Annotated in this window: 19 protein-coding genes and 2 riboswitches; of the genes, 10 read left to right on the top strand and 9 right to left on the bottom strand. The window is 35.6% G+C overall.

Annotated features, from left to right (window positions below; genetic code table 11):
• Window positions 1–82 precede the first annotated feature (82 nt).
• Complete coding sequence (gene gndA / locus D2K60_RS00580) at window positions 83–1,492, bottom strand: NADP-dependent phosphogluconate dehydrogenase (RefSeq protein WP_117168058.1); 1,410 nt, start codon at window positions 1,490–1,492, stop codon at window positions 83–85.
• 57 nt (window positions 1,493–1,549) lie between these two features.
• Window positions 1,550–2,947: a glucuronate isomerase gene (gene uxaC / locus D2K60_RS00575; protein ID WP_117168057.1), complete on the bottom strand. Its 1,398-nt coding sequence runs from the start codon at window positions 2,945–2,947 to the stop codon at window positions 1,550–1,552.
• A gap of 186 nt (window positions 2,948–3,133) precedes the next feature.
• Here uxaC and D2K60_RS00570 point away from each other — a divergent pair, with 186 nt between their 5' ends.
• Window positions 3,134–4,315 carry an ROK family transcriptional regulator gene (locus tag D2K60_RS00570; RefSeq protein ID WP_162880655.1) on the top strand — a complete coding sequence of 394 codons (1,182 nt, stop codon included), beginning with the start codon at window positions 3,134–3,136 and terminating at the stop codon, window positions 4,313–4,315.
• A 94-nt stretch (window positions 4,316–4,409) separates the two neighbouring features.
• Here D2K60_RS00570 and D2K60_RS00565 read toward each other — a convergent pair whose 3' ends face one another.
• A complete protein-coding gene (locus tag D2K60_RS00565) occupies window positions 4,410–6,491 on the bottom strand; it encodes a pectate lyase family protein (RefSeq protein ID WP_117169057.1) in 2,082 nt (693 codons plus the stop codon).
• A gap of 256 nt (window positions 6,492–6,747) precedes the next feature.
• Window positions 6,748–6,836, bottom strand: a riboswitch (cyclic di-GMP riboswitch).
• A 233-nt stretch (window positions 6,837–7,069) separates the two neighbouring features.
• Between D2K60_RS00565 and D2K60_RS00560 the strand changes: the two genes are divergently transcribed.
• A complete protein-coding gene (locus D2K60_RS00560; RefSeq protein WP_117168055.1) occupies window positions 7,070–8,119 on the top strand; it encodes an ArsR/SmtB family transcription factor in 1,050 nt (349 codons plus the stop codon).
• Between the two features lie 12 nt (window positions 8,120–8,131).
• Window positions 8,132–9,355, top strand: a complete 1,224-nt coding sequence (locus D2K60_RS00555; RefSeq protein ID WP_117168054.1) for an MFS transporter — start codon at window positions 8,132–8,134, stop codon at window positions 9,353–9,355.
• A gap of 216 nt (window positions 9,356–9,571) precedes the next feature.
• On the opposite strand, the gene D2K60_RS00550 is transcribed toward D2K60_RS00555, so the two are convergent.
• The 5 genes from D2K60_RS00550 to D2K60_RS00530 all read right to left on the bottom strand — a co-directional run bounded on the left by D2K60_RS00550 (window position 9,572) and on the right by D2K60_RS00530 (window position 14,435).
• Window positions 9,572–10,588: an oxidoreductase gene (locus D2K60_RS00550; RefSeq protein ID WP_117168053.1), complete on the bottom strand. Its 1,017-nt coding sequence runs from the start codon at window positions 10,586–10,588 to the stop codon at window positions 9,572–9,574.
• Between the two features lie 202 nt (window positions 10,589–10,790).
• On the bottom strand, window positions 10,791–11,690 hold the full coding sequence (locus D2K60_RS00545; protein ID WP_420818805.1) for a PTS system mannose/fructose/sorbose family transporter subunit IID: 900 nt from the start codon (window positions 11,688–11,690) through the stop codon (window positions 10,791–10,793).
• 30 nt (window positions 11,691–11,720) lie between these two features.
• Window positions 11,721–12,521 (bottom strand): PTS mannose/fructose/sorbose transporter subunit IIC, encoded by an 801-nt coding sequence (locus tag D2K60_RS00540; RefSeq protein ID WP_338048352.1) that lies wholly within the window; start codon window positions 12,519–12,521, stop codon window positions 11,721–11,723.
• 36 nt (window positions 12,522–12,557) lie between these two features.
• Window positions 12,558–13,529: a mannose/fructose/sorbose PTS transporter subunit IIA gene (locus D2K60_RS00535; RefSeq protein ID WP_117168050.1), complete on the bottom strand. Its 972-nt coding sequence runs from the start codon at window positions 13,527–13,529 to the stop codon at window positions 12,558–12,560.
• A 534-nt stretch (window positions 13,530–14,063) separates the two neighbouring features.
• The gene (locus tag D2K60_RS00530; RefSeq protein ID WP_117168049.1) at window positions 14,064–14,435 is read right to left on the bottom strand and encodes a DUF956 family protein; all 372 of its coding nucleotides are present in this window, start codon (window positions 14,433–14,435) and stop codon (window positions 14,064–14,066) included.
• A gap of 403 nt (window positions 14,436–14,838) precedes the next feature.
• On the opposite strand from D2K60_RS00530, the gene D2K60_RS00525 reads away from it, so the two are divergent.
• Window positions 14,839–15,228 carry a hypothetical protein gene (locus tag D2K60_RS00525; RefSeq protein ID WP_240335201.1) on the top strand — a complete coding sequence of 130 codons (390 nt, stop codon included), beginning with the start codon at window positions 14,839–14,841 and terminating at the stop codon, window positions 15,226–15,228.
• Between the two features lie 327 nt (window positions 15,229–15,555).
• Window positions 15,556–16,302 carry an SDR family NAD(P)-dependent oxidoreductase gene (locus D2K60_RS00520; RefSeq protein WP_117168047.1) on the top strand — a complete coding sequence of 249 codons (747 nt, stop codon included), beginning with the start codon at window positions 15,556–15,558 and terminating at the stop codon, window positions 16,300–16,302.
• A gap of 110 nt (window positions 16,303–16,412) precedes the next feature.
• Here D2K60_RS00520 and D2K60_RS00515 read toward each other — a convergent pair whose 3' ends face one another.
• Window positions 16,413–17,135, bottom strand: a complete 723-nt coding sequence (locus tag D2K60_RS00515; RefSeq protein WP_117168046.1) for a sulfite exporter TauE/SafE family protein — start codon at window positions 17,133–17,135, stop codon at window positions 16,413–16,415.
• A gap of 286 nt (window positions 17,136–17,421) precedes the next feature.
• On the opposite strand from D2K60_RS00515, the gene D2K60_RS00510 reads away from it, so the two are divergent.
• The 5 genes from D2K60_RS00510 (at window position 17,422) to D2K60_RS00490 (ending at window position 22,305) form a co-directional block, all read left to right on the top strand.
• A complete protein-coding gene (locus D2K60_RS00510) occupies window positions 17,422–18,123 on the top strand; it encodes a response regulator transcription factor (protein WP_117168045.1) in 702 nt (233 codons plus the stop codon).
• Complete coding sequence (locus tag D2K60_RS00505) at window positions 18,120–19,049, top strand: sensor histidine kinase (RefSeq protein WP_117168044.1); 930 nt, start codon at window positions 18,120–18,122, stop codon at window positions 19,047–19,049. Before D2K60_RS00510 ends, D2K60_RS00505 begins: the two co-directional genes overlap by 4 nt.
• A gap of 93 nt (window positions 19,050–19,142) precedes the next feature.
• On the top strand, window positions 19,143–20,069 hold the full coding sequence (locus D2K60_RS00500) for an ABC transporter ATP-binding protein (RefSeq protein ID WP_117168043.1): 927 nt from the start codon (window positions 19,143–19,145) through the stop codon (window positions 20,067–20,069).
• Complete coding sequence (locus D2K60_RS00495; protein WP_117168042.1) at window positions 20,062–20,751, top strand: ABC transporter permease; 690 nt, start codon at window positions 20,062–20,064, stop codon at window positions 20,749–20,751. The genes D2K60_RS00500 and D2K60_RS00495 overlap by 8 nt, the downstream gene beginning before the upstream one ends.
• A 188-nt stretch (window positions 20,752–20,939) precedes the next feature.
• Window positions 20,940–21,037, top strand: a riboswitch (purine riboswitch).
• A 77-nt stretch (window positions 21,038–21,114) separates the two neighbouring features.
• Complete coding sequence (locus tag D2K60_RS00490; RefSeq protein ID WP_117168041.1) at window positions 21,115–22,305, top strand: MFS transporter; 1,191 nt, start codon at window positions 21,115–21,117, stop codon at window positions 22,303–22,305.
• Window positions 22,306–22,393: the final 88 nt, after the last annotated feature.

Below are 22,393 nucleotides of genomic sequence, written 5' to 3'. Positions count from 1 at the left end.
CAAATATCCCCCTGTTAAAACAGGGGGATATTTTATTTTAAGGGAGTATTTATACCACTGGATTAAAGTTATAAACTTCAACTTACATCCAGTTTGTATGGAAGACTCCTTCTTTATCAATACGTTGGTACGTATGGGCACCAAAATAATCACGTTGGGCTTGAATTAAGTTAGCTGGTAAGGTCTCGGTACGATAACTATCATAATACGCGATTGCACTTGAGAAAGCAGGTACCGGAATACCATGATCAATCGCAACTTTAAGTACTTCACGCAATGAAAATTGATAGTTTTCTGCGATATCTTTGAAATAAGTATCTAATAATAGGTTAGCTATCTTAGGTTCACGATCGTAAGCTTCTTTAATTTTTTGTAAAAATTGTGCTCGGATAATACAGCCACCACGGAAAATCATAGCAATATCTCCATAACGAAGATTCCAATCATTCTCATCAGAAGCTGCACGCATTTGCGCAAATCCTTGAGCATAAGAAACAATTTTACTCATATAAAGTCCTTTTCGTACCGCTTCGATTAACTCTTCTTTGTTTCCCTCAAACTTAGTCGTTTTTGGACCAGTTAAAATCTTACTAGCTTTTACACGTTCCTCTTTCATAGCAGAAATAAAACGAGCAAATACAGATTCAGTAATAATTGGAAGCGGAACACCTAAATCTAGCGAATCTTGACTAGTCCATTTACCAGTACCCTTTTGTCCTGCAGTATCTAATATGACATCCACTAATGGTTTACCAGTTTCTTCATCGATTTTTGTAAAGATGTTAGCTGTAATCTCAATCAAATAGCTGTCTAGCTCTCCCTTATTCCATTCAGAGAACACTTCATGCAGTTCAGTAGCATTTAACCCTAGAACATTTTTCAGTATAAAATATGCTTCAGAAATTAATTGCATATCGCCATATTCAATTCCATTATGAACCATTTTTACGTAGTGTCCAGCTCCATTTGGTCCGATATAAGTAGAACATGCATCCCCTTCAACCTTGGCAGAAATTGCAGTTAATATCGGTTCCACAAGATCATACGCTTCCTTCTGACCACCAGGCATAATGGAAGGGCCTTTTAACGCACCTTCTTCTCCTCCTGATACACCGGTACCAATAAAATGAATACCACTTTCGTCTAATTCTTGATTACGCCTAATTGTATCCTTATAGAATGTGTTCCCGCCATCAATTAAAATATCACCTTTTTCAATATATGGCTTTAATGATTCAATCGTTGCATCTGTTGCTGCACCAGCCTTTACCATCAACAAAATTTTGCGTGGTTTTTCAAGTGAATGAACAAACGCTTCAATCGTATTTGCACCAAAAAAGTTCTTTCCTGCCGCTTCATTAGCTAAAAAGTCTTCCGTTTTCGCATATGAACGATTAAAAACAGAAACCGAATTACCTCTACTTTCAATGTTTAGTGCTAAGTTTTTCCCCATAACCGCTAAGCCTACTACACCAATTTGTTGTTTTGACATAACTAATTTCCTCTCTTTATTTGAATTTTTATTTAACCTATCTAATTTCGCCATTCCTTACATATTAAAATAACGTTCGGCGTTATAATAACAGATGTTTTTAATATATGTTTCGAGTAGTTCTTTATCATTTGGTACTTTGCCTTCCTCAACCCAAGTTCCAATCAAGTTACATAGTATTCTTCTGAAATATTCATGACGTGAAAACGAAAGAAAGCTTCTAGAGTCTGTCAACATGCCAATAAAGTTACTTATTAAGCCCGTATTCGCTAATGTTTTTAGTTGGTCTTCCATCCCGTCGATATGGTCATTGAACCACCATGCAGTCCCGAATTGAACCTTTCCAGGTATCGCATCATTTTGATAATTTCCTGCCATTGCCGCTAACACATTATTATCTCTAGAGTTTAGGGAATATAAGATTGTTTTTGGCAATTTATCTTTTACCTCTAATGCATCTAAAAAGTTAGATAATGGCTCAGCTAGAAGACGATCTCCAATTGAATCAAAACCACTGTCAGGGCCAACCTTATTAAACATGCGCGTATTATTATTACGAAGCGGGTTCATGTGTAACTGCATTACCCAACCGTTATCTGCGTATAGCTCACCTAGAGATACTAACGTATAGGTTCTGAATTGATCTACCTCTTTTTCAGATAGCTCCTCTCCATTTAAACGTTTTTGGAAGATCGTTGCTACTTCTTCCTTTGTTCCTTCTTGATAGAACATAACATTTATACCATGGTCAGAACTTCGGCAGCCTATCTCGTCAAAATAATCCACACGTTGTGCTAAAGCATCTAGAAAAGCATTGTAACTATCAATAGAACTATTCGTAGCTTTCGCTAACTTTTCCACCCAATCAAGAAAATCAGCTTTCTCAATGTTTAATCCTTTATCAGGTCGGAATGAAGGAGATACTTTCGTTTGGAACTCTTCACCTCGAAGTTGAATGTGCGATTGCAAATCATCAGTAGGATCGTCTGTTGTACCAACAAAAACAACATTTTCCTTTTTCAAAATTGACCGAACCGACAATTCAGGAGTTGCCAATTTACGATTTGCTTCCTCCCAAATAGCTGGTGCAGTTTCCTCATTTAAAATTTGATCAATTCCAAAATATCTAAGTAATTCTAAATGTGTCCAGTGGTATAATGGATTTCCCATTGTATTAGGAACAGTCTTAGCCCAAGCTAAAAATTTTTCATAGTCACTCTTGTCCCCAGTTATATATTCCTCACTAATGCCATTTGCTCGCATCGCTCTCCATTTATAATGGTCGCCGGCAAGCCAAATTTCTGATATGTTCTTATAATTCTTATTTTGTAAAATTTCTTCTTGGTTTAAGTGATTATGATAATCTATAATCGGCATTTTTCTCGCAACGTTGTGATAGAGCTCTTTTGCTGTTTCGTTATATAATAAAAAGTCTTCGGTTATAAAAGTTTTCATCGTTCATTCACCCTTTCCAATAGATTTTTAAAACCTAATCATGTTTTTCAATTACATTAATTCTATCAAATTAATTATTTTGTTTACCAAACAAACTATTTCATATATTATGATATAGGTAAACATTTTACTTTTCAAGTGAATTCTATAAAATATTTTTAATTAATCTATCAAAGGGGGATTAGTTTGGATACTGGAGACGCAAACTATATAAAAAAATTAAACAGAAAGATACTAATTGAAGAGATCATTAGGAATAAATCCTTATCAAGAAGCACTCTAGCCAGAATAACCGGGCTAAATAAAGCAACTGTCTCTGTTCAAATTAGTGATCTCCTTCATGAAAACATTGTAATAGAAAAAAGCGAAGGCGAATTGGTGACGCGAGGAAGAAAACCCATTCTATTAGAAATTAATGGTGATGCTGGATATAGCATAGGGATAGATATTGATGCGGATAACATCAATATTATATTTACTACTTTAATGGGAAAACCATTTCACAAGATGGTATTAAAAGATTACCAACTCGGACAAATTACAAACCAGTTAATTGATGCAATTAGTCCTATTATCAATAAATTCAATCGACTCTATCAGCCAATCGGACTTGTAGGAGTTGGCGTTAGTATTCACGGTATAGTTAATAATAAAAATGACATCATTTTTACTCCGAATCAACAATGGTCCAATATAAATATCACTGAAAAATTAATAGAAGCATTTCAGACAACGGTTTTCGTAGATAATAACGCTAACTTCTCCGTCTTCGCGGAACAGGTATACGAAAATTACTTATCTGATTTATTTTGTATCACTTTACATTCAGGAATTGGTTTAGGTATTATCAGTGAAAATAAATTTTACCGTGGTTATCAGGGATTTGCAGGTGAAATCGGACATATGATAATTGAATCCGATGGGGGTATATGTGCGTGTGGTAATAAGGGTTGTTGGGAATTATATGCTTCTGAAAAAGTTTTATCAAAGAAACTACTAGAAAGGTTCCCTACTCTTTCACTACCAGACGGTATTAAAGATCTTAGTCAGGATGAAGATTACCTTGCTATACTAGACGACTACCTCAACTATTTGGCTATTGGTTTAAACAACGTTATTAATATCTTTAATCCAGAGAAAATAATTTTAAGTGGTTCGATAATAAATGGAAATTCACCGTACATTAGTAAAATACAAGATAAATTAACGTCAAAAATAAATAACTACCGAGAAATCAGTGCCTCTAAGTTAGGACCAGATGCTTCTGCACTAGGCGGAGCTGCATCGGCACTCAAGAATTTCTTTGGGGTAACTATGATTAATTTTAATGATTACAATTACTTAGATTCCGATATATTAAAAACCTAGATTATCTCAGTCTGCTAGATAATGACAAAAAAAGTGTCAACTGTACTATCACATACAGTTGACATCTTTTTATCTTGTTATATTACTAATACTTTTATCTTAGGTCCATATAATACAGGTTTGCCACATCATCTTTTGTAATAACATGTGAGCCTGCATTAAGTGCTACAGTGACAACCCCATCTGTCATTTGATGCGTTGTTCCATCTATCTTAACTTCTGCATCATCATTCGTGTTAAACACTAGAGTTAATGTCGCATCTTCAACAGTGGTAAACGTAATACTAGTTGAACTCTCAATTTTTAGACTCTGCGTTAGTGTTAAGCCGCTATATTCTACTGTTCCTTTACTTGATGATAAATTTCCTTCGATAGTATAGAAATCGCTATCCTTTCCATCAGTCGTGAAATTATGAGAATACTCTCCAGTTACTGGCTCCGTTGGATCGGGATCTGTTGGATCCGTTGGAGTTGGGTCAGTCGGTATTTCTATTGCATTACCACCTACAGATACAAGACTTGTTTTGTAGTTTTTTATTTTTGACATAAGCTCTGCATTAAGCTTATATGATGTATCATCAACTGCATCATTAAATTCCCATGTGAAGTCCCCGTTATTTAGGCGGCCAGAATCGTCTGTAACATTTTGTTCTACAGTACCTACTTCATCAATATCAGAAAGATTTACGCCCATATCTATACTCGTATCAAAGTTATTATAAGTTGTTCCGCCTACTAGTGTTTTGTACGTGCTTGGTACCGTTTCGTTTCTTGAAGAAGCTAGGTATGCATCAAATGAACTTGCATTAGCTGAAGCTGTACCGTCATTTGAATTTGCATAAATTAGACTCGCAGCATCAACAATTGTATTATTGTATGCTTTGATCATACCTCCATCTTCGCCAGAGAACGTTCCATTTCCTAACATATCAGTTCCTTGTAACGAACTCATCATAGGATATTTTGCATTTCTAAAATAATTGGATTCTATAAACGCTGAACTACCTGTTGTCGTTCCAACGCCATATTTTGATATGCCATCAAAAAAGTTATTATACACGTGCACTGATGCTACTCTTATTCGTGGATGACGAGAGTCTGAATGATCAAACCAGTTATGATGATATGTTACAAAGAACTCTGTAGATTCACTTAAACCACATAACGAAGCTTTCCCAGCATCCCAATAATGATTATGGGAGAATGTAATATAAGTGGATCCTTTTTTCAGATCAGTTGAACCATCACCTTTTGCTTGATCAGAATCAGATCCAGCAGTTCCATAGAAAAGATCATTATGATGGATCCAAACATTCATATTACCTGTATCAAGTGAAATAGCATCGTCAGGAAATAACGCTACGCCTACGTTTCTGATTTCTAGATTACCAGTATATCTTACAAGTATTCCCCATCCATAGGCATACGTATCTTCACCAATACCTTCTAAAGTAATATTCGTTTCTGCATAACTTGTATTACCTTTCAATTCAAGATAACCATTACTATTCAGTTGTCCACTCATATCGTCATCTGTAATTTTTCCAATCAATCTGATTGCAAGTGGCGTTTTATCATATCCCTTTTTTCTTAATGACATAATTTCGCCTATTCCAACACCCGTCTGTACATCACCCGAGCTATTCATTATCACATCATGCGTAACTGTTTTAGCAGTCTCTGCTGTTACATAAATAATTTGAGCTCCATCCTTAAGTGTTCCATCTTCATTATAAGCACCTGAACCTGTGCCATATTGTGAGTTACCTGCAAAGGCAAATCCAGATCTGTCATGTTCCTGTACGGAAAGTTCATTAGTGTAAGCGCTTACCTTAGAGCCGTCTTTAAGTAACCCGTCCACTTTCATTACATAGTCTCCAGCTGCAAGACCTACGGCGTCAGCTCTCCAATAAGAAGCGTAGTTACGAATTAAATCATTGTCAATTTGTTCATATTGAGAATCTGGAGCACTTGCAGGTTTAACATATACATTATATCCTTCTGTATTACTTATAGGTGACCACTCTACATATGCAGTTTCAAACCAAGCCCCACTGTTAGATATAGTTAGACTTGCAGCGTGTACTGTCTGATTTGCGAATCCGACTGTCACTAACGATAGTATAAAAGAATACAATAAAAAACGAGTAAATACCTTTGTAATTACATTCTTCATTAAAATTCCTCCAATGTTTAAATTTTTAAACCCTGAGCTTGCCACCATGACTGCATTTTTCATATGACTTAACTTCTGCCTTAATAAGTAGACCTTGTCCATTCACCTCCTTAAACGAAAACCTAAGTTCTCCTTTCATAGTAAGTGCAATTTTCAAAACCATCTCGACAGAGCAAAAAACCTAACGATTTCTTGTCATTAGGTTGCATTACAAAAACAACACAAGTCATTCGTTTAAATAACTATAGTCATTATTATGTGCAACCCGACGATCATAGAAAATTACTTTACCTTAGATTCGTAGCTTTGCGTCCCTATTTTTCAATAGGTTTGCCAAATATAATAATATGTTTTTCTTGGTATAATTTACTTTAACAAATTTTTCTATAATAAGTAAATAATTAGATAGTACTATTTTTTGGAAATATAGTATAGTATTTCTATTAATAAATATATTGAGCTGCTTTTATTGAGGATTTTTCTTTCATTCTAAAATATTTGAATTAATAATTCTAAAAATATTGAATTTAGTGCGATAATACTTTAGAATAACTTTATATTAGAAAAGAGGTGCTTAAATGGATGTTTTAAATACTACAAGTAGAAAAAGAGAGACCTATGAAGTGCATTTAGAATATTCGCTACTTTGGGAATGTGCATTGGGGATTGCTGCTGTTACAAACAGTCCTTTAATTAAAACTTTAGAGAAGCCAGCAGAATATTGGAAACAAGTTAAGAGCAATATTACGGAAGAATTATTAACTCAACTAAACATCGTGGAAGAGAAAAACACTTGGAAGTCTTTATTACAGTTGCTTCATCAGGAAAAATTTACTGAAATAAAGCATTTCGTTTTATATATTAAAGAGCTATCTGAAACAGATTTAAAGTACATTTGTCTACCTTTCATTGGCCAGAAGTATGAGAAAACAAGGAAAAAGGCATCAATCGGACAATGCGCTGCAGTAACCGAATTAATGACATTAACAAAGGACAATCCGTTTTTTCCAACTTACATCAAATTTATTTGTGATGTGAATGCAACCTATTTAAAGAAGCATCTAATCGCTGTTATGGAAGGCTGGTTCGATGAAGTTATAAATAATGAAAATCCAGAAGAGATTACTACATATTTAAAGATGGATTATGAATCTAAAATTCAAAAGTCTAAAGGAATGTCTCCCGAGGAGTTGATAGAATGGGCAACTGGTGGGATTATCTATTTACCAGAGCCTAGTATCGGTAGAGTCTTGCTAATCCCTCAATATGTATATAGGCCATGGAATATTGAAGCTGATATAGAAGGCACCAAAGTTTTCTACTATCCAATAGCAAATGAAAGTATTTTCCCGAATAATTCGCATATTCCTAACAACTTTCTAGTTCTAAGCTATAAAGCTCTGGGCGATGAGGTTAGACTCCGCATGGTCAAATTATTATATAAAAATGATTTAACATTACAAGAAATTACAGATGAACTAGAAATGGCGAAATCTACGGTTCATCATCACCTTAAAATCCTAAGGTCCGCTAGGTTAGTAGAGATAGTAAATGCAAAATATTGTTTGAAGCAAAATGCAATAAAGTCATTGCCAAAAGAAATGGAACAATATTTAGGTCCAAGATAAGGAGAGCAGGTGATGGTAGAGCCATTAAAAAGAAGTGTCCATGAAGTACCTGAATTCAAGCACAATTATTCTGTTTTCCGTTTTATTAGTGGAAATGTCATATCTTTTTGCGGTGACCAAATTTATTTGATTGCTATTCCCCTTATGGTCTTGGCTATAACAGGTTCTCCATTGAGTATGGGACTGGTTGCAGCACTTGAGCGTTTACCAATTTTATTTCAACCACTTACTGGGATATTAGCAGATCGTTATAATAGAAAATATTTATTATTACTATGTGATATGGCAAGATCTATTATTGTTGGTCTAATTGGGGTATTATTTATTTTTGACTTATTAGAAATTTGGTTCTTATATAGTGGCGCTTTTATTATAGGGCTATTAAGTCAAGTGTATAACACTGCTCAGTTTGCTTCCATTCCAAGATTGGTACGTAAAGGTGACTTGCAAGCAGTAAATTCTATAAACACAGGTTTATTCAATACTGCTGTATTAGTCGCACCAGGGCTAGGTGGCTTGATTATTAGTTTTTATAATCCAGGCTATGCGCTATTACTTAATAGCTTTAGTTTTCTAGTAGCATTTTTTGCGATTTTAAGCATCAATTTAAAACAAGAACCTCAAAAGCTTAATAAGAAAAGGTCATTTTGGATAGATATTAAAGAAGGTTTCCAATTTGTTATTCAAACAAAGCCAATACTTTTTACAAATGTAGCAATGTTAGCTTCAATCTTTGGTACAACCTTGTTTTTAACCATGATTATATTTCATTTAACCGATACGATTAATTTAACAGTAGAACAGACCGGTATACTGATATCGATTGGTGGAATTGGAGCAATAGCCGGCGCATTAGTTACAAATTCGTTAAGTAAAAGGTACTCATACCGTCGTATCTTATTTGTATCTTCTTTTATTGGTGGAGTTTCGATCGTTTTATTTGGCATAGCATCTACATATTTTTTGTTAATTATATTTAATGCTTTAGGAACGTTTGCTGCCTCATTGATGAATCCTTGTATTGTTACAATAAGGCAGACATTAACTCCTGATCATTTATTAGGACGTGTACAAGCTACGAGTCGTTTTATGACATGGATTCTTATGCCTTTAGCAGCGTTTCTAGCTGGTCTGTTAGCAAATGAATTTGGAACCAATTTCACAATAATATTAGGAGGTACTGTATCAACTTTCGCTTCTGTATTCTATCTACATCGTTCACTGAAATATAATTAAAAATTATGTTAGAGTTAGCTTCGCAAATTCTTCATCATCTCTCGCACATAACACCATCCCTTTGCCAAGAATGACTTTGATGTATTTTTTTCTTCAAAACGTTACATCTTATAGCTATCCTAAGGTCAAAAGTTATTACAGAAAATAAAAAGGCTTACTATATAAGTAAGCCATTAAACCCTATTCTTCCCACTACAACAGAATCATCGTTCACCTTTACTTTAAGTCTTTAACACCAGTCTCTAATATCTCCATTTGCAATAGTGTCTGTTCATCCGTAATCATTTTATCTTTACCATTTATAATGGCTTCATATAAATCATCATACACTATCCCATAATCACCATTTACCGATTTCACTTTTTCTTCATGGGTGGTACCTTCTTCATCAATATATGTCAGTACACCATAATGTTCTAGTCTATCTACGCCAAAATCCTTGTTATCAGGCATGTAAAATAACTTTAAATGTTCTTCTTGACGATCTTTCGTTTCTTTCACAAAACAACCCTTGGTGCCATAAACAACAAAGCTAGGTCTTTCTTTTAATCTAAAATAACTGGATTTCACAGATACTTTTAACCTGCCATAATATAAATCTAGATCAAAATAATCATTCATTCTTCCCGGTCCTAATAGTTGTTTGACATCGTAATGTGTAGAATCTGGCTTGCCAAAATAGCTGACGACTTGATCTAGTGTATGACAGCCATGTTCATATAAAAATGAAAAAGCTGGAATAAACGAATGAACAGATTCGGGTACGTACGGGCGATAATAGTCATAATGCATTTCTACTTCAAGCAAGTCCCCGATCTTTCCTTCTTCAATGACTTTTTGCACAGTTAGAAAATCACTATCAAAACGTCTATTTTGATAGGATTGAACAATTAGACTTTTCTCTTTTGCCAATGCAAATATTTCTTTTGCCTGTTCTGAGGTTTCCATAAAAGGCTTTTCAACCAAACAGTTTTTATTATGTTCTAATACTTGTTTTGCATATTCATAATGGCTGTCATGTCTGGTGCAAACTACAATAAGTTGAATGTCCTTGTCATTTAATAACTCATCTAAGTCAGAAGTATAATTTACTCCTGCAATTTTATCCCAATCATCATGAGCAGGATTTCTCCGATAAATTGTTTTCACCTTGATATTGTCTCGTTGCAGTACGAACGGTAGATGATATCTGTTCGTGCTTTTCCCATTTCCAATATAACCAATAGTTAGCATAATACCCTCCTGATATATGTAATTAATACTGTTAAAACTTAAGCTCTGCTTTTACCATAACTGAAAGGTTTTCATTATTTGCTTCCATTCAGCCATATGAAAAAGCACCTCCTAATGACTAATTTATCATGTTAGGAGGTACTTCTCAATTTATATAGCTAACACTCATTCATTGAATACAACTAAGTAAGCGTCTACCCTATTACATTAAGCCGATTACGTGGAAAATAATACCAACAACGAACAATCCAAGAATCATTGTTATTGGAGAAATTTTCTTTCTAAGTAGCCACATGCAAAGAATGGTAAGCAACAAACCAGATAAACCTGGAATTAAACTGTCTAAGTTATCTTGTAAAGTCGTTACTTTATCTTGGCTTAACGACAGACCAGCAGCTTGCTGTTCCAATGCAGTCCTAATTCCTTCCGCACCAGAAGGTAAGTTTGCCCAATCAATATAGGCACCTTCATCCAATGGAACGCTAGATACAGTTGGTGCAAATGATACAGCTACCCAGCGGTTAACTAAGGCACCAAGAATGAACATACCCAGTATCGAGGCGCCTTTCGTTATATCTTGGAGTATTCCACCAGATAGATCTTCCGTAATTTTAGAACCAGCTTTGTAACCAAGTTCTTGTGAGTACCACATGAATCCCATACGAAGAAGATTCCATAAAACGAAGTAAAGAATTGGGCCAAGTATATTACCGGTCAACGCTAGAGAAGCCGCTAATGCACCGATAATTGGTTTAATCGTGAACCAGAAAACTGGATCTCCAATACCAGCCAATGGACCCATCATACCGACTTTAACCCCTTGGATTGCTTTGTCGTCAACTGGTGCACCATTTGAACGTTCTTCTTCAAGTGCTAAAGTCACACCAAGAATAGGTGATGCTACATATGGATGCGTATTAAAAAACTCTAAATGACGTTCTAGTGCAGCAGCACGATCTTCTTTTGTTTGATATAATCGTTTGATTGCGGGAATCATTGCAAATGCCCAACCACCGTTTTGCATACGTTCATAGTTCCAAGAACCTTGAATGAAAGTTGAACGCCACCAAATAGCGATGCGATCTCTTTTAGTTAATTTCATTTCTTGTGCCAATTTATGTCCTCCTCCTTTTTAATAGTCTTCAATGATATTGCCTAATGGATCACCAGTGTTTCCGTTTCCACCATTACCTGATCCACCTTGTTTCGTAAGTGTTATATAAATAAGTGCAAGTGCTACACCGATACCACCAAGTCCTACTAGTGTAATAGAAGAAACCGTTGCTAATACGAAACCAATTGCAAAGAAAGGCCATACTTCTTTTGTTGCCATCATGTTGATAACCATAGCAAAACCAACTGCTACGACCATTCCTCCACCTACTGCCATACCGCCTGTTAACCAATCTGGCATCGCTTCAAGTAAATTTCTAACAGGCTCTGCACCAATCGCAATGATTAATGCCGCTGGGATTGCAATACGTAACCCTTGTAGGCAGATAGCAACCATATGCCAGAATTCTATTTTCCTGAAATCGCCTTCTTTAGCTGCTGCATCCATGAAATGTACTAATGCTGTTGCAATTGTACGAACAAAAATTGTTAATAGTAAACCTGCAACTGCAAGTGGAATCGCAATCGCAATTGCTGAATCAACACCCGCTTCACCTCGACCACTTAAAACTAAAATAATTGCAGACGCAACGGATGCCAACGCAGCATCAGGTGCCACAGCCGCTCCAATATTTGCCCAACCTAGAGCAATCAATTGCAACGTACCACCTAAGATAAGGCATGGGACTAAGGTTCCTGTCACTAGGCCGATTAATGTACAAGCAATGATTGGTTGGTGGAAGTGGAATTCATCTAAAATCCCTTCAATACCAGCCACAAATGCTACGATAACAACTAATATTATTTGAATCATCGTCAAATCCATGATTATTTTTCCTCCTTTTTTATCTAATAATTAAGATTGCTGTTTGTTTAACTCTGCTTGCGCTCTTTTAAGAATGTCATCCATTCTTGCTTGCGAATCATTCGGTACTTTGCGCACATCGAATTCCACACCAAATTCTTTTAATTTAGCAAAAGTATCGACATCATCTTGACTAAAGGCCAATACCTTATTCGGTTGAACTTTACCAATTGAGTGTGACATTGAGCCAACATTAATCGTATCTAATGGAACGCCACCTTCAACTGATCTAAGTACATCTTGTGGGTTTTCGAAAAGAAGTAATGCGCGCTGTCCACCAAAATGTTGATCATCTTTAGCAAGCTCGATCATTTTGGCAATAGGAACAACGTGAGCCTTTACGCCTGAAGGAGCAGCCTGTTGGATCAATTTCTTACGAAGTTCATCCTTAGCCACGGTATCAGATACAATGATAATACGTGTGGGCAATGTATTTCTTGTCCACGCAGTCGCCACCTGTCCATGAAGCAAACGAGAATCGATACGCGCTAACACGTATTCAAATTTACCAGGAGCACCATTAGTTGATGGTCCGGTAGCAGTTTCAGCAGAAGCTGCTGGCTCTAATTCTTCAGGTTGTACTCGAACCGCCTCTCTAGCCGTACCTAAAATATGTGCAGCAACTTCATGCGCAGTGTTCATAGATAAGCGTGAAGCGTAAGATTCGATTACCATTGCTAAGTTCACCCCAGCAACGATGGCCCACCTGTCTTTGTGTTCTTCCATTAAGCTATTGGCTTGGTTGAAAGGAGTCCCACCCCATAGATCAACTAAGAATAAAACTTCATCTTGGTTGTCGAAAGAGGCGATTGCTTCTTGCATTTTTGCCTTTATATCATCAGGTCCTTCACTAGGCATCAATGTAACAGCTTTTACATTTTCTTGTTCTCCAAAGATCATTGCTCCAGATTGCAAGATACCATCGGCAAATTCACCGTGACTAGCAATTACAATTCCTACCATCTCTTTACCTCCTCTTATTTATTGTTAAAGCTTAGAACTAGTAAACCCCTAAAGTAGTAACTTTTAGAATGTTGGAATCGATTACATTTCCAACACAACTAAAAAAAATAAAAAAGTAAAAAGTAAATTAAATGAAGGCATAGGTATATTAGGTCCCTAGATTCTTCGCTTTAATCAATACTTTTTACTCATGCCTGATCGAATCAGTAACACGCAAAAAATAATTGCGATGGTTATTTAATTTTTCTCACATGCTATCACTATAGTGTTAAGAAATTGCATATGAGCTACTTTAATAAGTTTACAATGAAATTATAGCACACCACTTTTTGCCTTTCAAGAATAAGTTCTTTGGGTTTCTCTTTTTTTCATCAGTGACCACTCTTTTAAACGTGAAAAACGTAGAAGGTTCGCACAAATGTTGTACAAATAAAAATAATTTAACTTTGTAATCTTATGTCAGTTAACAATTCTGGATCTATTTAAAAGATAACTAACAAAGCAAATTCCCATCTATCTTATGTAGTGAAACGATTACTTTTTAGATTTACCTTTCAAACTACGTTTAATAGCTCCTAAGAACCCCAATGATTTGACCATACGATTCGGTTCAACATATTCACGAATTGCTCGAAAAACTTTTTTTGGATCTTTAGAAGAAAATGTATACGTTCCACTGCTCTTCGTTTTGATTGCATAACGTGGAATCCATTTGCCTTTAAACATGACGGAAGCGACTACATAATCAACTTCTTCCCAAGGAACTTGAATAAATTTACGCGCATCTCGCTTATTAAAAAATTCAAATCCCTTATCTCCAATCATAATTTCACCATAATCCGAAACTCCCATATGTGAGGTTGCATTAATAACTAAATCGACTTTTGTATTAATTGATTGGACCACTTTGATTACCCCATTTCATTCTTTTGCTAATCATTATTATACACGTTTTATAACTTTCAGCAAAAAAACAGTTGTGATAACTTCGTGGCGTTTATTTAAAAAGAAGGTTGTTGATCGTGCACGTTTTCCGTTTCAAATTAATAAATAAAAAAATGAGATAAAATTTACTCAATCCTAGACAACCGCAAACATTAGCCACAATTAGAGTATTCTCTTCTTAACCAAATCGGTGTTTCAGTTACTTTCATCGGATAAATAGAATAAGTATATAAACCAAGGGTAACACTACACGTAAAACTAATGTGGGTGGATGAATCAAATGAATCAGATTATTCTCTGGTCGCTCTTGATAGTGCCATGGGCGTCCTTGTTTTTGTTAAAAATGAATACTATACGCAGATACATGCCGGTCGCTCTATTTATGACCGTTATTCATACCTTGGCATATCAAGCCGCTTACCATTACGGCTGGTGGAAAGAGACAGGTTCCAGTCTGTTCGGGTGGGATAAAGTCGTTCCGGTTCCTTGGGTATATGGAGCATATTTAGTTATCGTTATCTGGATGTTCCGTTTTACGTTCGAGAAATTTTGGTTGTATTTGACTGTCAATATACTTTTGGACGGGTTATTTATGTACCTCGTTTATCCGATATGGCAACGAATAGGGCTTGTTTCGAGTGAATCGACCGTGCCAACAATAGCGGTTGTTGCTATGATGGTTGGTTTTGCAATTATCATTTATCTTTATCAACTGTGGCAGGACGAAGTATTCAAACAGCCCAAAGCGGATTAACCGAAAACACGGCGATTTCCGAATTCAGGACCTGCCCACGATGACTTACCAATAGCGCTGGATGCACCTGTGGTATTCATTTGCATTTACCACATAGATTCTCCTCTGAATCAAATGATACTTCTTGCTTATGACTATTTATGACCAGTTCACCATCTTACATAAAACATCTGATACCTTTTAAGGTTGCAAACAATAATTGCTAGATTCAACCAGAACGATTACACTTATCATCAACTATGAAGGGAATTTGATAAGCTGCTATCTATATCATTTCATGTTTAGTTGGAAATAATGCTTTATGACAATTAAAAAAGGAGTGCGTATATGTCACGTTTAAATAACCATGTCATTCTTGTCACCGGGGCTAATCGAGGACAAGGAAAGGCTATTGCACAGCACCTTGCCACATTGGGGGCTATTGTAGCGATTGGTGCCCGAAACTATAATGAGGCTGAGGTAGTCGCTAAGATGATTGGAGAGAATCACGCTTACCCAGTTCAATTAGATGTAACAAAAGAATTAGAATGGAAATCAGCGGTAGAGGCGGTCATAAATAAATATGGTAGGCTTGATGTTTTAGTGAATAATGCTGGTGCTCTAATACGCAAGCCATTTACAGAGACAACACTGGATGATTATCAACGGCTGATTAATACCAATCAACTTGGCGTTTTTATGGGGATGCAAGCAGTTATTCCACAAATGGAAAAGCAGCAAAAAGGATCGATTGTACATAATGTATCGATTTCTGCGTTTGCTCCAATTAGCCAGTCCTCTGTTTACGCTGCGACAAAAGCATCTGTAGTTGCCATGTCCAAAGCTGCAGCTATTGAACTAGGACCAAAAGGAATTCGAGTAAATATGGTCCATCCAGGTGGAGTCGAAACAACAATGGCTACACAAGGTAAACATGTTCCTGTTTATTACGATTCCGTACCTTTAGGACGTATCGGACAACCAATTGAAATTGCTCGAGCTGTAGCGTTCCTTGCATCTGATGAAAGCTCGTATTGTACGGGTACAGAAATTGTGGTAGACGGTGGAATGACACTGGATACTTCAGATGAATAAGGTATGAATAGTCCGCTTTAATTAACTCTAGTTGAACATTATAATACTCAAAAAAAGCACTTTCTAGATAAGAAATGTGCTTTCTTTATTTTATATTGCTACCTAATTGATTATAATAAACCCAAACTCTCCATCAGCAAGTAAATCCCTGTAAACAATAAGATTATATATGTAAATATTCGAAAAACATTCTGATTAATCTTTTTAAATAATAGTTGTCCCAAATACAATCCTACAAATACCAAAGGTAAGGCCCACAAACTTGAAACCCAGATCGTCTTATTTGTTCCAGCAAAAATCACTTGGATGATTAAACTAACAAAATATATAAATAAATAAAAGGCTAATGTAGTACCTCTTAATTTCTCTTTTTTAGTATCTGTTCCTGAAAAATATAATAATAATGGTGGTCCGGGCATACCGATACTTGTTGTGAATAAGCCTGATAGTCCACCAACAATTAAATCTCTCTTTTTACTTTGGTTTATTCGAAACGTTAGAATGAGCATTATTGTTAATGCTAAGATAATAAGGCTCACACCCAACTTTAATCTATTTATATCAACTAACAAGAAGATCACAATTCCAATCGGCAGACCCGTAACACTTCCTACAACAAATCTTCGAAGGATGTCAAAATCAATATCCTTTCTAATTTTCATAATTAAAGCACTAGAAATAACTAAAGACAAAATTAAGTTTATTTGAATTGCCTCAATTGGTTCAAATAGTAAAAAAAGAAATGGAGTAGCCAAAATTGAAAATCCGAATCCTGTACTCGTTTGAAGTACAGAAGCGACTAAAATGATTATAATAAATGCCGTTATCTCCATAAAACTCCCACTTTCATATAACAAAAAATTAAAATACCGTTAATAAACAGTATTTTCCCTACAACTATTATAGTAACATTCCATTAATTGTCCGACTATCTGTTTTACCACTATTTGTGATGCAATTCACCGTTGTGGTGTAAATGAGGTCAGAAATGTTAGATGAAATTTTCATTCTATGGATTAAATTCACTGCTATAATAGAGAAATAGTATCACACATGGAAGAAATGAAGCATTATATGACAATGCTTAACCTCGCTTTTTTAAGGAAAGGGTGAAACAAATTGAACGAATTGATTTTATTAGTAGAAGATGATGAACAGATTCATGAAATGGTTGCTAATCATCTTAAGAAAGAAGGATACAGGGTTGTCTCTGCATTTGATGGAGATGAAGCAATAACGCTTTTTTCTCAGGAAAATATTGATTTAATACTGCTTGATTTAATGCTCCCATCTAAGAACGGGATCGATATTGTAAAGGAAATCCGGGAAGAAAGTTTACTACCGATTTTAATCATGTCCGCAAAAGATAGTGATGTTGACAAGGCTCTAGGACTCGGGTTTGGAGCAGATGACTATATCGGAAAACCATTTTCCTTAATTGAAATGACCGCAAGAATAAATGCCGCATTACGACGATCAAACCAGTACACACAGAGCCCTTCCGTTAATCAGAGCAATAAAGTAGCCGTAATGAACCTTATCATTGATTTGGATAACTTCACAGTCTTAAAAAATGGAAATGAAATCAGCTTAACGGCAAAGGAATTTCAAATATTACGTTTACTTGCAACACATCCCAACCAGGTATTTACCAAAGGTCAACTTTTTGAAAGTGTTTGGAAAGACAATTATTACGGGGACGACAATGTTATAAATGTTCATATTAGAAGACTGAGGAGTAAAATTGAAGATGATCCTTCCAAACCAACGTATATAAAAACTATTTGGGGAATTGGCTATAAAATGGAGCTAAATAAATGAACATTATCTTATCTATTATTATACTTATTCTGCTTCTATTACTCTTTCAAAACTATCTTTCTAAGAGAAAGTTAGACAGCAATCTGCGCTACATATCCAACAAGGTCAACCATCTAATCTCCAACGATTCATCAGACCGTATTTTATTAATGACAGAGCACAAAGCATTACGCGAACTGTTAATTGAAGTCAATCAATTACTTGATTATCATCAAGAATACGTAGCTGACAATGCTCGGATGCGCATGTCTATGAATCGTATGCTAACCAATATTTCACATGACCTAAAAACGCCTTTAACCGTAGTTTTAGGCTATTTAGAAAACCTACAATACGATAAGAATTATACACCCAAAGAACGTGATGCTATGTTAGCCAAGGTATCTGCAAAAGTGATCGATGTAGCAAGTCTTATTAATACATTCTTTGATTTGGCAAAGCTTGAGTCCGGTGATTGGCAACTAGACGCCAAGCGCATCCACATCAATGAAGTGTGTCGAAAAGTCATAGTTGGATATCACGATACGTTAATCCATAAAGGTTTTGACGTAGAAATAGATATTCCCAAAGAACCCCTCTATCTTTACGGTGATGAAGATGCCTTGATCCGCATCTTAAATAACTTATTATCAAATGCGCTTCGCTACGGAAAAGACGGCAATTTCGTCAGCTTAAAGCTACATGAAGATAACAAACTTGTAACGATTGAAGTCACAGATAAAGGAAAAGGCATCTTACATTCTGATCAGGACCGCATTTTTGAGCGTCTCTATACAGTTAAAGATTCGAAAAGTGAATTTACACAAGGAAGTGGCTTAGGCTTAACAATTAGCAAACGATTAACAGAACAGATGCAAGGAAAGATAGCATTTACTAGTATTCCTTCTACTCGGACAACTTTTGTCCTGTCATTCAAAAAAGCTTGATTTTTGAAAACGTAAGATTTACTTAAGGAATTGGTAATAAAAAAGACATTTTCCTTTGCTATAGTTAAGTTAGATCGAAAGGGAGGCAAGAAGATGACCTATATTATTCGGACACACAACTTAACAAAAGCTTACAAAGGAATAGAAGTGGTATCAGAAGTAAATATGAAGGTGAAAAAAGGGGAGATTTATGGATTTCTGGGTCCTAACGGCTCAGGGAAAACGACTCTCATGAAGATGATAACGAACCTTGTAACACCAACTGGTGGAGAAATTGAAGTCTTAGGTGATAAATTAAGTCCATCTTCGTTTGAGGTGTTAAAAAGAATCGGTAGTATCATTGAATATCCTGTTTTTTACGAAAAGTTATCCGCCAGAAAGAACCTCGAACTCCATTGCGAATACATGGGCTATTACAATAAAGGCGCCATTTCTGAGGCACTAAAGCTAGTAAATTTAGTTAACATTGAAAAAAAAATCGTCAAGGAATTTTCGCTTGGAATGAAACAAAGGTTAGCCATTGCAAGAGCGGTTATCACAAAACCAGATCTACTAATACTAGATGAGCCTTTAAATGGACTAGATCCCTTAGGAATTCGCGAATTACGTGACTTGTTTTTAAACCTTAGCAGAGAGTACGGCATGACTTTATTGATATCTAGCCACATTCTCGGTGAGATCGAGCAGATTGCAGATACGATCGGTGTGATACGAGAAGGGAAATTACTAGAAGAGGCCACAATGGATCTGATACGAAGTAAACATGTAGAACATGTGGAGTTAATCGTGAAAGAGCAAGCAAAAGCTGCATTTGTTCTAGAAAATGAACTGAATATCGCTAATTTTAGAATAAAAGAAAGCGATGGTTTGATTCATATCTATGATAGTAACATTTCGCAAAATGATATTATTCATGCGATGGTTACACACCAGATTGAAGTTGGATCGATTACTAAAAAAAGTAAATCGCTAGAAGATTATTTTTTACAGTTAATTGAAGGAGGTAATAAAGATGCATAGCCTGATAAAATTGGAAATGCGTAAGATGAATATTGGAAGTATGGTATTAACTTTCCTTTATATTAATGCAGGAATTATCGGTTTACTTTTATTGCTCGGATTAGATGAAGACGCTACTGCAGAATTTTTAACGAGCTATGAAAGTGTATTTATGTTAATGGAAATATTTATCGTGGCTGCTTTTGTTATTTATGCCTCCGTTCTTCTCTCTCATATGATAATAGAAGAATTTAGGGATAAAACAATCTCTGTCTTGTTTATGTATCCGATTGACCGTAAAAAACTTTTAGTAGCAAAAGTCCTTATCATAAGTATGGTAACCTTTGTCTTTGTCATTCTCTCGAATATCATTGTATTTGGTAGTTTTACCTTTTTAAATTCAACTTTTCACTACATCAGCGGACCCATCACACAAGATATGTTAACTGAAAGAGCCGCTCGCACGGTTTTGATTGCACTAAGTTCTGCTGGAATGTCTTTAATACCGTTATTCTTTGGGATGAGAAAATACTCTGTACCAGCAACGATTACCTCCTCTATTCTGATTATTGCGGTCATCTTTTCCTCGACAAACAGTAATACCAACCTTTTTTCATTTATTGCTATCCCGATTTCACTAGGAATCGCTGGATTTTTGATTGCCTATCTCGTAATTAAGAAAGCAGTTAAAGCCGACTTTTAAAAATCAAGGGGAGATGCTCGATCTCCCCTTGATTGTATTTTATATTGATTTGCACATATGGATAGCTATCAATAGATTCACAAGCAATAATTTGGCCCAATAACAAAATAAATCCCAAGTTGGTAGTATCACATTTAAAAATTAACACTTGAAAAATCAGATGATAGCTAGTAAACTGTTCAAAGTGCTCATTTATATATTAATCTACCTGTATAACCTCAGAATATGGATGAGGGTCTCTACCAGGAACCTTAAAATCCTGATTACAGAAAATGAATTATTTCATTTTTTGTAATCAGGATTTTTTTTATTTCTGAAAAATATCTTTATTATTTTTTCATTCGAAAGGACGTAAAACAGAATATGAATATAAAAGTCTTTATACTAGCACTATCAACTGTAGCGGTTGGGATGGTTGAATTAGTCATTGGTGGCATACTTCCAACTATCGCAAACGATTTAAACATCTCACTAAGTTCCGCTGGACAACTAATCACGGTTTTCGCACTTATTTATGCTATTTTCGGTCCTGTCTTACTAGTCATAACTAGCAAAATGGAACGAAAAAAATTATATCTGATATCCTTGTCTGTATTCTTCATCGGTAATATCATGACATATTTCAGTCCAGATTTCACCTTTATGATGATTGCAAGGGTCTTAACCGCAATGAGTACAGCACTTATCGTAGTACTATCCTTAACCATAGCTTCAAAAGTTGTTTCACCAGCACATCGCGCAAAGGCTTTGGGTTTAATTTATATGGGCATTAGTTCATCACTTGTCATGGGAGTGCCGTTGGGAATTCTGATTTCTGAAGAATTTGGCTGGCGCATTATTTTTCTAGGGATTGCTATTTTATCGATCGGATCTTTTGTGCTTATTTCTATCTTTTTGGAGAGGATTCCTGGAGAAAATTCTATTCCACTTTCAAAACAATTAAAGGCAGTGAGTAGTATAAAAATTGGTAGTGCACACCTTGCAACCATGTTTATGCTGGCAGGACATTATACGATTTATGCGTACTTTACTCCATTTTTAGAAACGGAACTTCATCTGAATTCCAGTTGGATCAGCATTTGTTATCTACTCTTTGGGATTGCAGCGGTAAGCGGCGGCGCATTCGGAGGAATTCTTTCAGATTCAATTGGCGCCGGGAAGAGCATCATTGTAGTAATTATTTCATTTGCTGTTGTGCTATTTATATTACCCTTTACAACTTTTTCACTTATTGTATTTATACCGATTATGATGGTCTGGGCTGCATTAAGCTGGAGCCTAGCTCCACCACAACAAAGCTATTTGATTCAAACAGATCCTGCTACATCTGATATTCAACAAAGCTTTAATAATTCAGCGTTACAAATAGGTATTTCTCTTGGATCAGCATTTGGCGGTATCGTGTTAAGTCAAACCGGAACTGTCACGCACACAGCTTGGTTCGGTGGCATCCTTGTCATGATCTCCTTAGTATGCGCAGTCTTATCTTTAACAAGAAAAACGAAAGTAAGAGAAAATACAAAAGTGACCTTGGCTGTACAAAGTCAGACTTGATTAGCTTAAGTTTATAGAATACTTTATACGGTAATTAGAATTCTCATTGTTTGATTTAGATTAAAATAGTTTTTATTAACAAAACTAA

It is taken from the genome of Paraliobacillus sediminis, from assembly GCF_003426055.1.
The sequence above is the reverse complement of the archived record's forward strand: the minus strand, read 5'-3'. Positions and strand labels throughout refer to the sequence as shown.

What these genes read in the sequence shown, in the direction of transcription:
- gndA (WP_117168058.1), bottom strand. Translation starts at nt 1,492, where the DNA reads ATGTCAAAACAACAAATTGGTGTAGTAGGCTTAGCGGTTATGGGGAAA.
- uxaC (WP_117168057.1), bottom strand. Translation starts at nt 2,947, where the DNA reads ATGAAAACTTTTATAACCGAAGACTTTTTATTATATAACGAAACAGCA.
- D2K60_RS00565 (WP_117169057.1), bottom strand. Translation starts at nt 6,491, where the DNA reads ATGAAGAATGTAATTACAAAGGTATTTACTCGTTTTTTATTGTATTCT.
- D2K60_RS00560 (WP_117168055.1), top strand. Translation starts at nt 7,070, where the DNA reads ATGGATGTTTTAAATACTACAAGTAGAAAAAGAGAGACCTATGAAGTG.
- D2K60_RS00555 (WP_117168054.1), top strand. Translation starts at nt 8,132, where the DNA reads ATGGTAGAGCCATTAAAAAGAAGTGTCCATGAAGTACCTGAATTCAAG.
- D2K60_RS00550 (WP_117168053.1), bottom strand. Translation starts at nt 10,588, where the DNA reads ATGCTAACTATTGGTTATATTGGAAATGGGAAAAGCACGAACAGATAT.
- D2K60_RS00545 (WP_420818805.1), bottom strand. Translation starts at nt 11,690, where the DNA reads ATGAAATTAACTAAAAGAGATCGCATCGCTATTTGGTGGCGTTCAACT.
- D2K60_RS00535 (WP_117168050.1), bottom strand. Translation starts at nt 13,529, where the DNA reads ATGGTAGGAATTGTAATTGCTAGTCACGGTGAATTTGCCGATGGTATC.
- D2K60_RS00525 (WP_240335201.1), top strand. Translation starts at nt 14,839, where the DNA reads ATGCCGGTCGCTCTATTTATGACCGTTATTCATACCTTGGCATATCAA.
- D2K60_RS00520 (WP_117168047.1), top strand. Translation starts at nt 15,556, where the DNA reads ATGTCACGTTTAAATAACCATGTCATTCTTGTCACCGGGGCTAATCGA.
- D2K60_RS00515 (WP_117168046.1), bottom strand. Translation starts at nt 17,135, where the DNA reads ATGGAGATAACGGCATTTATTATAATCATTTTAGTCGCTTCTGTACTT.
- D2K60_RS00505 (WP_117168044.1), top strand. Translation starts at nt 18,120, where the DNA reads ATGAACATTATCTTATCTATTATTATACTTATTCTGCTTCTATTACTC.
- D2K60_RS00500 (WP_117168043.1), top strand. Translation starts at nt 19,143, where the DNA reads ATGACCTATATTATTCGGACACACAACTTAACAAAAGCTTACAAAGGA.
- D2K60_RS00495 (WP_117168042.1), top strand. Translation starts at nt 20,062, where the DNA reads ATGCATAGCCTGATAAAATTGGAAATGCGTAAGATGAATATTGGAAGT.
- D2K60_RS00490 (WP_117168041.1), top strand. Translation starts at nt 21,115, where the DNA reads ATGAATATAAAAGTCTTTATACTAGCACTATCAACTGTAGCGGTTGGG.